At 69.5% G+C, this 15,005-nt stretch carries 11 protein-coding genes and 2 pseudogenes; 5 read left to right on the forward strand and 8 right to left on the reverse strand.

Annotated features, from left to right (window positions below; genetic code table 11):
- Positions 1-9 precede the first annotated feature (9 nt).
- The 4 genes and pseudogenes from ACZ68L_RS16635 to ACZ68L_RS16650 form a co-directional block, all read right to left on the reverse strand.
- A pseudogene (locus ACZ68L_RS16635) lies at positions 10-1,760 on the reverse strand (urease subunit alpha).
- Entirely contained in the window at positions 1,757-2,473 is a 717-nt protein-coding gene (ureA, locus tag ACZ68L_RS16640) for an urease subunit gamma (RefSeq protein ID WP_469577537.1), read from the reverse strand. The pseudogene ACZ68L_RS16635 and the gene ureA overlap by 4 nt, the downstream one beginning before the upstream one ends.
- 276 nt (positions 2,474-2,749) lie before the next feature.
- Positions 2,750-3,331, reverse strand: coding sequence for a TetR/AcrR family transcriptional regulator (locus ACZ68L_RS16645; protein ID WP_469577538.1), 582 nt, complete (start codon positions 3,329-3,331; stop codon positions 2,750-2,752).
- 95 nt (positions 3,332-3,426) lie between these two features.
- Entirely contained in the window at positions 3,427-3,633 is a 207-nt protein-coding gene (locus ACZ68L_RS16650; RefSeq protein WP_469577539.1) for a hypothetical protein, read from the reverse strand.
- Positions 3,634-4,029: 396 nt separating this feature from the next.
- Between ACZ68L_RS16650 and ACZ68L_RS16655 the strand changes: the two genes are divergently transcribed.
- Positions 4,030-5,091 carry an agmatine deiminase family protein gene (locus ACZ68L_RS16655; RefSeq protein WP_469577540.1) on the forward strand — a complete coding sequence of 354 codons (1,062 nt, stop codon included), beginning with the start codon at positions 4,030-4,032 and terminating at the stop codon, positions 5,089-5,091.
- 137 nt (positions 5,092-5,228) lie between these two features.
- Here the strand turns inward: ACZ68L_RS16655 and ACZ68L_RS16660 are convergent.
- The 3 genes and pseudogenes from ACZ68L_RS16660 to ACZ68L_RS16670 form a co-directional block, all read right to left on the reverse strand.
- Positions 5,229-5,405: pseudogene (locus ACZ68L_RS16660) on the reverse strand (glucose-6-phosphate isomerase); the annotation flags it as partial.
- 75 nt (positions 5,406-5,480) lie between these two features.
- Positions 5,481-6,785, reverse strand: coding sequence for a hypothetical protein (locus ACZ68L_RS16665; protein WP_469577541.1), 1,305 nt, complete (start codon positions 6,783-6,785; stop codon positions 5,481-5,483).
- 74 nt (positions 6,786-6,859) lie between these two features.
- A complete protein-coding gene (locus ACZ68L_RS16670; protein ID WP_469577542.1) occupies positions 6,860-10,273 on the reverse strand; it encodes an outer membrane protein assembly factor BamB family protein in 3,414 nt (1,137 codons plus the stop codon).
- Positions 10,274-10,852: 579 nt separating this feature from the next.
- Between ACZ68L_RS16670 and ACZ68L_RS16675 the strand changes: the two genes are divergently transcribed.
- Complete coding sequence (locus ACZ68L_RS16675; RefSeq protein WP_469577543.1) at positions 10,853-11,158, forward strand: hypothetical protein; 306 nt, start codon at positions 10,853-10,855, stop codon at positions 11,156-11,158.
- On the opposite strand, the gene ACZ68L_RS16680 is transcribed toward ACZ68L_RS16675, so the two are convergent.
- Positions 11,134-11,883, reverse strand: coding sequence for a GntR family transcriptional regulator (locus tag ACZ68L_RS16680; RefSeq protein WP_469577544.1), 750 nt, complete (start codon positions 11,881-11,883; stop codon positions 11,134-11,136). The two genes, ACZ68L_RS16675 and ACZ68L_RS16680, sit on opposite strands and share 25 nt — an antisense overlap.
- A 233-nt stretch (positions 11,884-12,116) precedes the next feature.
- Here ACZ68L_RS16680 and ACZ68L_RS16685 point away from each other — a divergent pair, with 233 nt between their 5' ends.
- Genes ACZ68L_RS16685 through ACZ68L_RS16695 form a run of 3 tightly spaced genes read left to right on the forward strand, consistent with a single transcriptional unit; the run spans position 12,117 to position 15,003 of the window.
- On the forward strand, positions 12,117-13,271 hold the full coding sequence (locus ACZ68L_RS16685) for an ABC transporter substrate-binding protein (protein ID WP_469577546.1): 1,155 nt from the start codon (positions 12,117-12,119) through the stop codon (positions 13,269-13,271).
- Between the two features lie 8 nt (positions 13,272-13,279).
- The gene (locus ACZ68L_RS16690; RefSeq protein WP_469577547.1) at positions 13,280-14,182 is read left to right on the forward strand and encodes an ABC transporter permease; all 903 of its coding nucleotides are present in this window, start codon (positions 13,280-13,282) and stop codon (positions 14,180-14,182) included.
- Positions 14,170-15,003, forward strand: coding sequence for an ABC transporter permease (locus ACZ68L_RS16695; RefSeq protein WP_469577548.1), 834 nt, complete (start codon positions 14,170-14,172; stop codon positions 15,001-15,003). Before ACZ68L_RS16690 ends, ACZ68L_RS16695 begins: the two co-directional genes overlap by 13 nt.
- Positions 15,004-15,005: the final 2 nt, after the last annotated feature.

A 15,005-nucleotide genomic window follows, 5' to 3' on the forward strand; every position in this document is an offset into this window, starting at 1 on the left:
CCGGTGAGATCAGAGAAAGTAGAGGCGGCTCAGGGAGACTTCCTGCGCCGGCTCGGAACGCAGAGGCGACCCGTCGAGCGTCACGAGGCCGGTGCGGCCGTCGACCTGGACATCTCCGGTGCGGGAGTTGAGCAACAGGTCGGCCGGACCGATGCCGCGGGTGCCGCGCACGGCGACCCGGCGACGGCGGGTGGCCAGCGTGTCGTACGGGCGACCGAAGGAACCGGACTCGGCAGCGGCGCGACTGACGAAGGCCACGGAGAGGTCCGCCGGGGTGGTGCCGTGGGCGCCGAACAGGGGGCCGAGGACAAGGGGTTCACAGGTGTCGGTGGCCGCGTTGGGATCACCCGTCACTCCATAGGCGAGGAAGCCGCTCTTGATGACCATCTGCGGCTTGGCGCCGAAGAACTGCGGGCGCCACAGAACGATGTCGGCCATCTTCTCGACCTCGATCGAGCCGATCTCGTGCGCGAGGCCGTGGGCGATCGCCGGGTTGATCGTCAGCTTCGCCATGTAGCGCAGCACCCGGGCGTTGTCGTCGCCCGGACCATCGCCCTCCATCGGGCCCAGCTCGGCCTTCATCTTCCCAGCCATGGCGAACGTACGCCGGACAGTCTCCCCCGCACGTCCCATGCCTTGCGCGTCGGAAGAGGTGATGCCGATTGCACCGAGGCCGTGCAGGACGTCCTCCGCACCCATCGTCCCGGCCCTGATCCGATCACGTGCCATGGCGGCGTCGCCCGGCAGGTCGGTCTTGAGCGCATGGACGGAGACGATCATCCCGTAGTGCTCGGCGACCGCGTCCCGTCCGAACGGCAGGGTCGGGTTGGTGGAGGAGCCGATGACGTTCGGCACGCCCGCCATCTTCAGCACGTTCGGTACGTGTCCGCCGCCGCAGCCCTCGATGTGGAAGGCGTGGATCGTCCGGCCGTCCAGGACACGCAGGGTGTCCTCGACCGACAGACACTCGTTCAGCCCGTCGCTGTGCAGGGCGACCTGCACTCGTGCTCCTCGGCCACCCTCAGCGCCGTGTCCAACGCCCGCGTGTGCGCGCCCATGTCCTCGTGGACCTTGAAACCGGACGCGCCGCCCTCGGCGAGGGCCTCCACCAAGGGGGCCGGGTGCGAGGACGAACCCCGGGCGAGCAAGCCGATGTTGACCGGCCAGGCGTCGAAGGCGTTGAAGGCGTGCTTCAGCACCCAGGGCGAGTTCACACCCACACCCCAACTCGGTCCTGCCTCCTGGCCGATGATCGTGGTGACGCCACTGGCGAGCGATGCCTCCATGATCCGGGGTGACAGCAGATGGACGTGGGTGTCGATGGCCCCGGCGGTGGCGATCAGCCCCTCCCCCGGGATCATCGTCGTCCCCGTGCCGACGACGACGTCGACCCTGTCGAGGGTGTCGGGGTTGCCGGCCCGCCCGATCGCGTGGACGCGGCCCTCGCGAATGCCGATCGACACCTTCCGGATCCCCTGGACAGCGTCGATCACCAGAACATTGGTGATGACCACGTCGCAGGTCTCACGGACCGCGGCGGCCTTCAGGTGCATCCCGTCCCGCGCCGTCTTGCCGAAGCCGGCGAGGAACTCGTCGCCGGGCTTCTGGGAGTCGGATTCCACCCGGACGACAAGCCCGGAGTCGCCGAGCCTGACCCGGTCACCGGCCCTCGGTCCGTGCGCGGAGGCGTACTCATGCGGGTCGATGTGGCGGCTGCGCCCGGGAGCACAGTGGTCGCTGTGCCCGGTGGGCCGGCTCATGCCCGCACTCCTTCCGTGGCGTCCTGGAGCGGCCTCGCGCCGAGATAGCCGCAGGCGGCGGCCCGCATCAGGGCCCGCTCCTTGACGCCGGGGGCATCGAGAGGTCCGTCGACCAAGCCCGCGAAGCCGATGGCGACGCGCGAGCCGCCGATCGGGGTCAGACCCACGTCGACGGCCTGACCCGAGTCGAACCTGGTCGACGACCCGGCGGGGGCCGCCAGCCTCATCCCGTAGGCGGCGGCGCGGTCGAAGTCGAGACGCGGGTTGGCCTCGAAGAAGTGGATGTGGGAGGTCACGCTGACCGGTACCGCGGCCGTGTTGCGCACCGTGAGCGTGAGCACCGGCTCGGGCACGGCGAGGTTGTCCGGGCCGGGCAGCACGGCACCGGGCGCGCCGTCGTTCCGGTCTCGGGCTCCGAAGGGATCTGCGATGGCGGCGAGGCGTGTGCCGTCGTCGAAGACGGCCTCGACCTGAATCTCGGTGACCACATCGACGACGCCGGGCAGCACGTCGTCGGGCCGGAGCACGGTACGGCCCCGCTCGATCGCTTCCGTCAGGCACAGGCCGTCCCGGGCGGCCTCACAGACGGTGTCCGCGATCAGCGCGGTGGCCTCGGGCACATTGAGCCGCAGGCCGCGCGCGCGGCGGGCCCGGGCGAGTTCGGCGGTGGTGAACAGCAGCAGGCGGTCCCGCTCGGTGGGAGTCAGCGGCATGTCGACCTCGCGTACGTGACGTACATGGGCACTTCCTTCCTCCCCTGCGAAGAAGGCGGGGAGAGGCGAGGGATTCGGGGCTTTTCGTGGCTCGGCTCGAGTCGGCATCGAAGCGCGAGCGGGCCGACGAAGCCCGGCGATGACCTCACTGTGGCACTGACTGAATTTTCAGTCAATAGACCGGACACGCTTGGGCCATGCCTCCGCCTGCAGAGGCACCCTGCCCCTGCCTCCACGCGTGGTGCGCACGACCGCACGACGGCGGACGGCCAGGCGCTACCGCTGCCGCAACCGGGCCAGCTCCACCTCGATGGCCTCGGACATGAGGGAGCGTGCGTGGTCGATCCCGAGTCCACCGCTCAGCCAGCGCATGCTCAGGCCCTCGAGCAGAGCGGTGAGCCGTTCGGCGGCCGAGGCGAGCCTGGCCGCCGGCGCCATGGGATGGACCTGACCCAGAAGCGCGGCCACCTCCTGCACCCACACCAGGGTCGCCCGTGCAAGGTCCTCACGCAGGACGGGGTCGAAGACGGCACTCGCCCGCAGCTCGCCCCAGGCCGTGCTGTTCTCGCGCACCTCCGGGGTGTCCTGGAGCTCCAGGAGCAGGACCTGATCGACCTCCTCGCGCGGGCTCAACGGTTCCGCGTCGGGGTCCTGCGCCATGGTGTACCGCTCGGCGCGGTCGTTGATGAACTCCAGTGTGTGGCGCAGGATTCCGGTGCGGTCCTTGAAGTGGTAGTAGATCAGGCCGGTGGATACCTCGGCCTCCTTGGCCAGTTCCTCCACGCGGAGCCCGCGAACCCCGCGCCGGGCGATCACCCGGGCGGCCGCTTCCAGGATCTGAGTACTGCGAGACGCCATGCCATGAACCCTATCCGGACCGCCGCGCCGCGTGATCGCCACCGCTGCCCGGCGGGACGGCCACCCGGTTCCCCCTCGGCTCAGCCCCTCGTCCGCTACTGACTCGACAAGACCATGAGGGAACCGCCGCCCGGAGCGACCTCGACCAGCCGCGCCACGACGAGTCGCTCGCCGTCGGCACTGCGCGCACAGAACGGCCGCTCGTCGGCGAGCTCGTCGAACGGCAGGCTCGTAACCGGTTCATCGTCCTCCTGGAGGGCCTGAGCACCCGGTGGCTCATCGGAGCACTGCCGGCTGACCACGCCTGCGAGCTGATGCGGGGCGCGATCACGGCCGAGGTCGAGGGCTGCGACTGCTGGAGCCGTACACCGTGTGCCTGGTCGGCTGAACGAGGGCGACGAGGTCCACCACGTAGTAGCAATTTGACTGAAAATTCAGTCAGTGTCACAGTGGCGTTCACGGCACCCTACTCATGCCTCGCCTCAGCCGACCACACGGCCGCCACGCACATGAAGCCAAGGCCAGCGATTCCCACCGCTTGCGTCGCCGCGATCCGCCCGTCGCCGCCGGACAGTCTCGCCACGATCGGAGCACACCGTGTCCCACCTCCCCCCTCCCGCCGGACCGCATTGCGCGCCTTCGCCGGAATCGGCGGCGCCCTCGCACTCGGCGCCACGGCCTGCGGTCCCGGGGAGTCCGTGAGTGGCGGAACGGCCACCCCTCCCGTCCGCACCCCGGCCTCAGGCGCCGAGCGCCGCTTCGGTGCCGAGTGGGAGAGTCACACGCGCACCTTCATGTCGTGGCCTGCCCTCGCCTCCGTCTGGGAGGACGACCTGCCCTACGTGCGGGAGGACATCGCCCGTATCGCCCGGGCCGTCGGGGAGTATGAGGCGGTCGTGATGACGGCCCGCCCGGACCAGCAGGCGTCGGCCCAGCGGGCCTCCGGTTCGCAGGTCGAGGTCATCCCACTCGCCGTCGACGATCTGTGGGCCCGCGACACCGTCCCCGTCTTCGTCGAGGAGGACGGCGAGGTCGTCGGCGTCGACTTCAACTTCAACGGCTGGGGCAACAAACAAGAACACACAGCCGACGCCCAGGTGGGCCGCAAGCTGCTCGGCACATACGGCATCCCCCGCGAACAGGCGCCGCTCGTGGCGGAGGGCGGCTCCTTCGAGACCGACGGCGAGGGCACGCTTCTCATCACCGAGAGCTCGATCGTCAACGACAACCGCAACGGCGGTAAGAGCCGGGACCAGATCGAGGACGAACTCATCGAGACGCTCGGCGTGGAAAAGGTGGTCTGGCTGGCGGGCATCCGCGGCAAGGACATCACCGACGCACACGTGGACAGCCTCGCACGGTTCACCGCACCGGGCGTGGTCCTCCTCGACCAGGCATTCCCCGGTACTCCCCCGGACTCATGGTCCCGCTCGGCCGACCAGGCCCGCTCGGTGCTCAGTAAGGCCACCGACGCGCGGGGACGGCACTTCGAAATCATCGACCTGCCTCAGCCGGACCTCGACAAGATAACAGGCGAGGGTAATGACTTCGTTTCCACCTACGCCAACTTCTACATCGCCAACGACGCAGTCTTCCTGCCCAAGTTCGGGGACCGCAAGGCGGACGCCACGGCGAAGGCCATCCTCCAGGAACACTTCCCCAAGCGGGACATCGTCCAACTGCGGATCGACACCATTGCCTCCGGCGGCGGCGGAATCCACTGCTCCACCCACGATCAGCCCGGCAAGGCCGCCGCCTGACCGCGTCCAGGAAACAACGCCACCTGCCGGCCCACGGCGGACTCCGCTGAATGCCTTGTGCGGGACGAGCTCCTCGGCCACGTCCTCGGCGCGCACCTCCGCTGGCGTCTTGCCGAAGGCCGGCGCCCGGGTCGGGGCTGCTGAATGTACACGGTGAACTTCGGCAGGTAGTGGGAGTACGGCAGCACGGCGTGCGACTGGGCGTCGAAGAAGACGCCGTACCAGACGCCGAGGAGGCTGAGCAGCAGTGGGGCGTTCTCCTCGGCCGGGGTGGGACGGAAGTGCTCGTCGACGAGGTGGAAGCCGTCGAGCATTATTGCCGAGCTCGACGCCGCATCGGGCGCCGATGTCCGGCTCGATTCCGAGGTCGCCGCGCTGCGCACCGAGCATCACGATGCCAGGACGCGGCCGGCGGCGATGGCTGATGCCACGGTGCCGCCGGTGACGACGGCCCAGGCCGCGACGATCGGGACGCGGGTACTCCAGGTGCGCAGCGCAGGCGAGGTCGAAGCTCGGGCGAGGAACGCGTCGCGACCGCGCAGTACCGCAAGGCCGACGCCGATCAAGGTCAGCGCCATGCCGACACCGAACGCCGCCACCAATGCGATCGCCGCGCCGACCCGGCCGGTCAGCAGCCCGGTGAGGAGGACGAGGAACGCCGACGGGGAGGGGAGCAGGCCGCCGGATGTGCCGAGCAGCAGGATGCCGCGCCAGGTGAGCAGGGACTTGGACGTCGGGACGTGGTGGTTGTGGCCGTGGTGATGATCGTGGTCATGCCCGTGATCGTGGCCATGGTGGTAACCATGGCTGTGACCGTGCTTCCGGTTGATCAGGTGGCGCCGGAGCAGGCCGACGCCCACGGCGACCACGACCAGGGCTGCGATCAGCTGCAGCCAGTTCGTCACCGCTGCGACGTCCGGTGCGTGCTGGGCGGCGAGCCACCAGCCCACGGCGAGTACGGCGACCGATGCGGTGTGCATGACGGCCACGATGGCGCCGAGCCACACCGCGTCCCGCGCCCTGCCCCGGCCGCCCACGAGGTACCCGGCGGCGAGCGACTTCCCGTGACCGGGGGCGCAGGCGTGGAAGGCGCCCACGGCTGCCGAGACGAGAAGGGCCAGGGGCAGTACGACACCATGGTCCAGCAGTGCCGCAAGGTCTGTGGTCCACACGGTCGTCGGCCCCGTGGATGCAGTGGCGGCGGAGCCGCCGGCTCCGCCGAGGGCGAGAGCAAGGGTGGGCTCGCTCGCCGTGTGCAGGCCGCCGCCACCCTTCTTCGTCACGGAGATCGTGCGATAGGCCGGGTTGACGTCGATCAGCGCGGTGATGGTCAAGGCGACCGTGTCCACGGGTTCGGGGCAGGTGTAGTGGATCACGGCGCCCTTGTTCGCGAGCCGCGCAGTGTCCACCGCCCCGAGCCGGCATGCGCGCCCGTCCTGGCGCACGGATATGTGCGAGCCGAGGTAGGCCGCCTCGTCCCCCCTGGCAGCCTGGTGCATGACGTCCAGGTCGTTGCGCTGGGCCGACCAGGTGACCTCAACGGTGCGTCCTTCGGCCCTGATCTGGGCGACCGGCGGTGTGCCGAAGGGGTGCGCCTCGGCCGTGCCTGCGGCGCCGAGCACCGCCAATACGGCTGCCAGGCCGATGAGCACGAGACGGGCGGCGTGGGTGCGGGTGGTCCGGAGGGTGTGCACAGTGGTGGTCCCGTCGGGAGTGGAGCGCCGCGAGTTGCCTCCCCTGGCAGGGGAGGCAACTCGCGGACGATTGATCAGCTGTCGTTGCCGCGCGAGTGGCGGGCGGCCAGTGCATGGAGCGTGCCGTCGTCGGTGAGGGCGATCACCCAGTCACCGCTGACGGAGAGCGCCGAGGTCACGCTGGCGCCGAGGTTGTACTCGGTCAGCCGCTTGCCGGTGACGCGGTCCAGGACGACCAGGCGGCCGTCCCGGGTGCCCGCATACACCAGGTCCTTGGTGACCAGGGCGTGCATCGCGGGCGAACCAGGACCCTCGTCGCACCCCTGGGCGACCCGCCACTTGTCGTCCATCGGGCTCCTGCCGGGCAGGTAGCCGACCTTGGTCTCCCAGAGCGGCTCGGACGCGTCGGCCGCGCTGGTGTCGTAGGCGCGGATGACCCCGTCGCGGCCCGCTATGTAGACGATGTCGCCCCAGATGGCGGGGCTCGTCAACGGAGCCTTGCCGGGCTCGCAGGTCCACGGGTCGTTCGCCGCGGACTGCCACAGGACATTGCCGGTCTTGAGGTCGTGCCCGCGGGCACCGCTCGTCGTCACCGTCACCAACTGCGGGTCCCCCTCGGCCGGATCGGTGAGGGTCGGGGAGGAGTGGCTGTCGATGCCGCCGTCCGTGCCCTTCGCCCACAGCTGGCGGCAGCCGACGAGGTCCATGGCGACCACGGTGCTGCTGGAGTCGGTGTGCAGGTAGGCGATGTCGGAGCCGGGCCGGCGGACAGCTGTGCTGTGGAACTGCCCCCAGTTCGTCGCGCCGTTGAAGCCGCCGAGCAGGTCACCGGTCTTGGCGTCACGGCACTGGATCTTGTTCCAGTCCTGGTAGACGGCGACCGTGCGCTGCGCGTCCTTCAAGTCGAAGACGGTGACCGGACCACCGGCGCGCCCATAGCGGCGGACGGTGTTGCCGTGCTGCTCCTCCTTCTCCACCGCCTGCCAGACGACGTGGCCGTCCTCGGCGTCCAGCGCGTAGATCCGGCCGACGGCGGTGGTTATGTAGACCTTGTCGTCGTGGTAGGTCGGTGCCGACTCGGCGTCACCGTCCAGATAGGTACGCCAGATCTCGCGGCCGGACTTGATGTCGTAGGCCAGCATCATGTGGTTCGGCGAGTCGAACGCCCTGGAGGAGACGATCACCTTGCCGTCCGCCACGACCGACCCGTTGAGGTTGAACTGCTCGCCGGTGTTGGCCGCCCACTGCAGGTCGAGCGCGGTGCCCGGGTTGTCGCCGCTGGCGGAGCGACCCGCTTCGTCGCCGCCCTGACGCAGCCAGTCCTGGCCGGTCTTCGGGGTGGCCAGCTTGCCCTCGGGCACCACGGTGAAGGTGTTGCTGATGGTGGGCCACGTCTTGCCGCGGGTGTCGACCGCGGTCATCTCGGCCGTGTAGGTGTCCGGTCGGAGGCCAGGGAGGTGGTCGCTGACCCGGGTCCAGGAGGTCCGGGTCTCCGGGCAGGGCTCGGGGGTGCCGCCCGGGGGCGTGTAGCAGTTCTCGATGCCGGTCTTGCGGACTCCGCTGCCGAACTTCATACGTTCCTCGTGCCAGGCGATGTGGCCGCGCGAATCGCGAAGGGTCAGCGAGGCCGTGGCCGGGGTGCGCACGGCGTCCTCGGCGTACAGCTGGATCGGTATCCCGGCGCTGTTGCCGTGCACACTGCCCTGGGCGGGACTGACCAGCGCGACGGCGTTGCGGACGTCGAACTGGCGGTGGGTGCCCATGACGTAGCCGGTGTCCTCGTTGCGCTTTGTGCCCGGGTCATCGTAGATGCCCTTGAAGTCGAGGATCTTGTAGTCCGGGTGGGAACCGTCGATGCCGTACTTGCCCTGGTTGTTGATCTCGACCGAGCGGTCGAAGGCACCACGCCGATACTCGGCCTGCTGGTTGTGGCCCGCAGCGAACATCCGTACGTCGTACTTCGACAGCTCGTCGATGGTCGGCTGCATGCCGGCCCCCGGGCCCCACTGGGTGAACAGCGACCGGTGTGCGAAGACCAGCACCTGCTTGCCGACCGCGTGGCGCGTGAGGTCCTCACGCAGCCACTCCAGTTGCGGCTTCAGGCCGCTGGAGTCGTAGTTGTCCTCAAGGACGACGATGTGCCGGCCGTTGCGGTCGAAGCTGTACCACTCCGGGCCCATGTTGCGGCGGTAATACTCCAGGCTGCCCGCATAGCCCTGCGAGGTGGCGGTGCCGCCGATGTCGTGGTTGCCGACCACGGGGTAGAAGGGCATGCGGAGCTTGCCGTCGACCAGGCCCTTGTGCAGGAGGTCGTAGCCAACCTGCCGGCGGGGCTCCGAGGCGTAGTCGGTGACCGTCAGGTCGCCGGTCGCGATCACCATCGACGCGCCGTCGAGCTGGGACATCGCCTCGACCTGGCCGGTCCACTCCGGCAGCGTGCTGCGCGCGGCTCCGTCCGAGGTGTTGGACACCTCGCCGTCGGAGTCCATCAGCCACTTCTCTGTGGGGTTGGCGGCGTTCTTGTCCGGCACCAGGGCGAAGTCGATGCCGGTGCTCGGACCGCCCTCGGGCACCTTGTGGAAGTACTCCGGGACGTAGTCGTCGCGCAGGGCCGGAGTGTAGCCGTTCGGGGAGACGATGCTGACGAGGTCGGTCTCCCTGCGGGTCGGGTCCATCTGCAGGGTGTAAGAGCCGTCGGGGCCGGTCGTCGTCCAGACGGCGCCGTCCGTGACATCGACCCCGGGCATCGCAGCCTCGCCCGCGTCGCGCTTTCCGTTGCCGTTGGCGTCCTCGAAGACCGTGCCCGTGGCAGTAATCGTGTTCGCGGTCGCCGCTGCCCCCTCGGCGAGCGGCGCCGCCGAGGCCACCTGGGGAGCCAGGCAGGACAGCGTCACGGCGCCGACGGCGGCCAGCTTGATCCGCTTACGGCCGCCGCGCACCCTGGCGAGCAGCCGAGCGACCTGGAGGCGCCCGGTGCGGATCCGCCACACCACGAGCAGCAGCGCAGCGGCCGCCGCGATGCCGAGCGCCACCGCTGCCCACGGGAAGGCGGGAAGCGCGTGGGCACCCGATGCGTCGACAACGGGGACCTGGGCGTTGGCATTGACCGTGGTGCCGTCGAACTCGGTGACGACCTGGGTCAGTTCGCCCTGCTGCAGCATTGCGCTCAGGTCGAGCTTGTCGACGTGGCAGCTCCACGCGAGCTCGACCACCACACCGCCGGGGACGCCGCCGCCGTCCCCTGCGACGCCGGAGCCGGTGGCAGGGCAGCTCGCGCTCAGCAGGTGCGACGCCCAGGCACCTGCTTTCTGCGGTGACACCACGTCATGGTGGACGATCAGCCGCCCACTGGTGACGTCGTCCTTGGTCGTAATGACGAGTTCGGCGTGCTCCGGTGACACATGTGCCGCAGCGGGCTGTGCACAGAAGCCCAGGATGAAGAGGAGCAGCGTGAGGCCTAGACCTGCTGCTCTGCGAAGGAATCTCATAGGCAAGGAAGCTAGCTTGACTGGACAACTTTCCGGTCTTGAACGCGATAGTCTTCATCGAACGGTCCGACGGAATTCATGCGAGGGCGCGTGAGGTCTCCCATGGCGGCGTCTCTGCTCCGCTGCGGAAGACCTTGGAGGACACGCGATACTGCGCAGAGACGGGACAGAACAGCGGCGCGCATCGTGCCAAGCCGGGTCGCTCCACACACGCGGGCGCGAACGCCGTCGCCACCGCCGGCAGCAGCTGGACCAACCTGCCGAACAGGCCCCGCCTCTCCACTCCTTGCAGCAATGGGCCGCATGGCTCGGACAGCTCCACCACTGCCTTCAGCCCGGCCGATCCACGAACTGAGCAGCTCGATGGACACTCGCGCATACGGCGATGCAGTGGGAATTCGTGGAGCGCCGCGGGCCGGACGCCATGGGGTTCGGTGTCGCGGGCCAACGGCGTCCGGCTCGGAGTGCCCATCATCTCGGACTTCATCGACGTGAACGACCTCTACATCACGCCGAAGGTCAGCCGGGACATCGCGCTCGGCCGGCGCGCGATGGGGCGCGTACGGTACGGCCAAGCTGGTGAACGACACCTACGAGAAAACCGAGGCGAAGGACGGCTTCATCACTGAGACCAGCCGGATGACCTCCAACACCTGGGACGCGCTCACCAGGTCGAGTTGGGGCGAAGTGGGCGTGACCAGCATGAACCAGGTCTTCGTCAACAACGCCTGCTACCGGGCCAACTTCCTCCCGGGCATGCTGGGCTGGATCAGCCTGAGAGGCTCGGACACCGGGCCGGGCCTCGAAGCCAAGCCGACACGGGGCGCGGGCCTGAACGCCACCGTCCGCCTTCGTCGGACTCACGTCGCGCCCGGGCCCGTCTGACGGGCCAGCGGGTTGTTGCCTATCGAGTTGTGGACGCTGAAGCTCACCGCGTCGGAGCGGTACCGGTCGTCGGACCACTCGACCGGGCGGCCCTCGCGGGTGGTTGTGACCCGGCGCACCCGCAGCAGCGGACTCGTGCGGCGCACACCCAGCAGTTCGGCGTCCCGCGCGCCCGCTGCGACCGCGTCGATCAGATGCTCGCCGTACGCGAAGATCAGCCCCGTGTCCGCGAACAGCCGTTGTGTCACCGACGGGCAGTCCGCCTCGATGCGCTCGACAGCCGGGGCGATCCAGTCCGCATACACCGTCCGTTCCAGCAGCACCGGTTCCCCGTCCAGGCCGCGCAGCCGCAGGACGTGGAGCACCGGCACGCCGGTCGGCGCCTGGAGGCGTGCCGAGTCCTGGGCGGTTGCGGGGCGGTACTCCGAGGACACCACCCGGCCCGTTGCCGTACGGCCCATCGCGCGTGCCCATTGGGCGAAGCTGCGCAGCTCGGCGAAGCTCTGATTGCGGCGGCTGGCGAGCACCACGCGTCGCGCGCCCTGCCGGGACCCGATCAGCCCCTCCGACGCCAGGGCGGCGATGGCTTGGCGGACGGTGCCGCGCGAGACGCCGTAGCGGGCGGCGAGTTCCGTCTCCGGGAGCAGCCGGCTGCCCACCGCGTACTCCTCGCGATCGATCGCCCGGCGCAACTCCTCGGCGATCTCCTCGTATCGGGCTGCCATGATCCCCTCTCGTGCTGTGCGCAGTGTGCAGATGAACCAGCCTAGATGAGACGGGAAGGGGACCGCTCCCCCGGCAGGCCTCTGGCGAGTGTCCAGAAGAATTGGGGTCGGAGTTGCCTCCCTGTTCACCGGGGCGACATGGAGGGCGTGCCTACTGAGGTCAACTTGTTCAAACAAGTTCTCTGTCGAGCCCCGCGGGAACCGCCGTCCGGGGCGCCACCCCAGGAGAGATCGTGACCGTGTCCCTGCCCAGGATCGCCGTCCTCACCGGCGGCCTCGCCGTCGCCGCACTCGGCCTCAGCGCCTGTGGCGCAGCCACCAGCCAGTCCGCTGCCACCCCCGACGGCAAGACGGCCGCCACCGCAACCTCCGCGACGGACTTCGGTGGCATGGACAACCTCGTCGCCGCGGCGAAGAAGGAGGGCACGCTGCACGCCATGGCCCTGCCCCGTGACTGGGCCAACTATGGCGCGCTGATCGACGGCTTCACCAAGAAGTACGGCATCAGGATCGAGGTCGAGAACCCCGATGGCAGCAGCCAGGACGAGATCAACGCGGTCACCTCGCGCAAGGGCCAGGACCGTGCCCCCGACGTGCTGGACCTGGGCAGCTCGTTCGCGCTGAGCGGAGCCCAGCAGGGACTGTTCGCCTCGTACAAGGTCGTCTCGTACGACGACATCCCGGCCTCGCAGAAGGACCCGCAGGCGCGCTGGTACAACGACTACGGCGGCTACGTCTCCATCGGCTGCGACGCCAAGCGCGTCAAGCACTGCCCCACCACCTTCAAGGACCTCCTGGGGCCCGAGTACAAGGGCCAGGTCGCGCTCAACGGCAACCCGACCAAGTCCGGCTCCGCGTTCGGCGGCGTCTACGCGGCGGCCCTGGCGAACGGCGGTTCCTTCGACGAAATCCAGCCGGGATTGGACTTCTTCGCCGAGCTGAAGAAGAACGGCAACTACACGCCGGTCGAGTCGACCCCGGCAACCGTCGAGAAGGGCGAGACGCCCATCAGCATCGACTGGGACTACCTCAACGCCGGCTACGCGGACGAGTTCAAGGGCAAGGGGGTCGACTGGAAGGTCGCCGTCCCGTCCGACGGCCGGTACGCGCAGTACTACTCGCAGGCCATTACCAAGGACGCGCCGCACCCCGCCGCCGCCCGCCTCTGGCAGGAGTACCTGTACAGCGCCGAGGGGCAGAACCTCTGGCTCAAGGGCTACGCCCGCCCGGCGCTGATGCCCGCGATGGAGAAGGCCGGGACGCTCGACAAGGCCGCCGCCGCCAAGCTGCCCGAGGTCTCCGGCTCGGTCGCGTTCCCGAACGAGGCCCAGCAGAACAAGGCCAAGGGCATCATCGCCCAGGGCTGGGGCAAGGCCGTCTCGGGATGACCTCCGGCATGACTGTCACTTCTGTGTCTGCCTGCGTCGACGCCGCGCCCGCCGCACCCTCCGGTCGGCGGCGGCGGCGCGCCGGATGGCTCGCCGTCGTTCCGTTGCTCGTCTTCGTGGCGATCGCCTTCGGGATCCCGGCCCTGGCCATGCTGAACGGCGCCTTCACCGTCAAGGACCCGGCCACCGGCGTCACGTCCTACACCACCGTCAATATGACCGGGTCGCTGCACGGTGCCTATCTGACGGCGCTCCTGGGCAGCGTCAAGCTGTCCGCCGTCTCGGCGGCCATCGGTATGCTCCTCGGGCTGCTGCTCGCCCAGGCCGTGGTGGTCTCCCGCTTCCGCGCACTGCGCGAAGCCGTACTCACCGCCTCCGGGGTGCTCGCGAACTTCGGCGGCGTCCCGCTCGCCTTCGCCTTCGTCGCGACGCTCGGCAACTCCGGCGTCCTGACGAGCCACCTGGGCCTCGCCGACACGGGTTGGACCCTGTACAGCTTCTGGGGTCTGACCCTCACGTACCTCTATTTCCTGATCCCGCTGATGGTCCTCACCATCACGCCCGCCCTCGACGGGCTGCGCTCCCAGTGGCGCGAAGCCGCGCAGAACAACGGCGCCACGCCTGCCCAGTACTGGCGGCACGTCGCCCTGCCGGTGCTCGCGCCGTCGCTGCTCGGCGGCCTGGTGCTGCTGTTCGGCAGCGCGTTCGCCGCCTACGCCACCGCCGCTGCGATGGTCGGCAGCTCGGTCCCGCTGGTCACGCTGCAGATCGCCGACGCCATCTCCGGCAACGTCCTGGTAGGCCAGGAGAACGTGGCACTGGCACTCAGCCTCGACATGGTCCTCGTCGCGGGCCTGGTGATGGCCGTGTACCTGCCCCTGCAACGACGGAGCGCACGATGGCTCGCCTGAACACCACCCGGCGCCCCTGGCGGGTCGCGGTCCTCGCCGTCGCCGCGCTGTACTTCCTGGTGCCGCTGGCAGCGTCCGTCATCTTCACGGTCGACGTGCCGGGTCAGGGGCTGAACGTCGATGCGTATGCGCGGATCCTCGGCACCGACGGCTTCCTGCCCAGCCTGGTGCTCTCCCTCGAACTGGCCGCCGCCACGATCGCGGCCGTTCTGCTGCTGATGGTGCCCGCCATGGTCGCGCTGCGGCTCGGCGCGCCCCGGCTGCGGCCCGTCGTCGAGGTCGTCTGCTTGCTGCCGCTGATCGTCCCGCCGATCGCGTTCGTCGCCGGGATCGGAACGGTCCTCAAGTGGGGTCCCGAGTACCTCTCGGCGACGCCGCTCTTCCAGACGTTCGTCACCCTCCAGAATCCGGACTTCCCGGTCGTACTCGTCCTCGCCTACGTCGTGATGGCTCTGCCGTTCGTCCACCGTGCCCTTGACGCGGGGCTGCGCGCGGTCGACGTGCGCACGCTCGTCGAGGCCGCCCGCAGCTGCGGCGCGGGCTGGCCGCAGGCCCTTGTCCGCGCGGTGCTGCCGAATCTCCGCGGCGCGCTGCTGAACGCCGCGTTCCTCACGCTGGCGCTCGTGCTGGGCGAGTTCACGGTCGCCCAACTCCTCGGCTTCCAGCCATTCGCCGTCTGGATCTACAGCATCGGCGGCTCGCAGGCCCAGATGTCCGTCGCCGTGTCCGTGCTCAGCCTGTTCATGACCTGGGCACTCCTCCTGGCCGTCGCCACCCTCGGCGGCCGCCGCACCCCCACCCGTACCGCCTCCCAGGGATGACC

The organism is Streptomyces sp. NPDC104309 (assembly GCF_055584025.1).

Excerpts from the sequence above, each read along its gene's own strand:
- ureA (WP_469577537.1), bottom strand. The coding sequence starts at position 2,473 with ATGCCGCTGACTCCCACCGAGCGGGACCGCCTGCTGCTGTTCACCACC.
- ACZ68L_RS16645 (WP_469577538.1), bottom strand. The coding sequence starts at position 3,331 with ATGGCGTCTCGCAGTACTCAGATCCTGGAAGCGGCCGCCCGGGTGATC.
- ACZ68L_RS16670 (WP_469577542.1), bottom strand. The coding sequence starts at position 10,273 with ATGAGATTCCTTCGCAGAGCAGCAGGTCTAGGCCTCACGCTGCTCCTC.
- ACZ68L_RS16680 (WP_469577544.1), bottom strand. The coding sequence starts at position 11,883 with ATGGCAGCCCGATACGAGGAGATCGCCGAGGAGTTGCGCCGGGCGATC.
- ACZ68L_RS16690 (WP_469577547.1), top strand. The coding sequence starts at position 13,280 with ATGACTGTCACTTCTGTGTCTGCCTGCGTCGACGCCGCGCCCGCCGCA.
- ACZ68L_RS16695 (WP_469577548.1), top strand. The coding sequence starts at position 14,170 with ATGGCTCGCCTGAACACCACCCGGCGCCCCTGGCGGGTCGCGGTCCTC.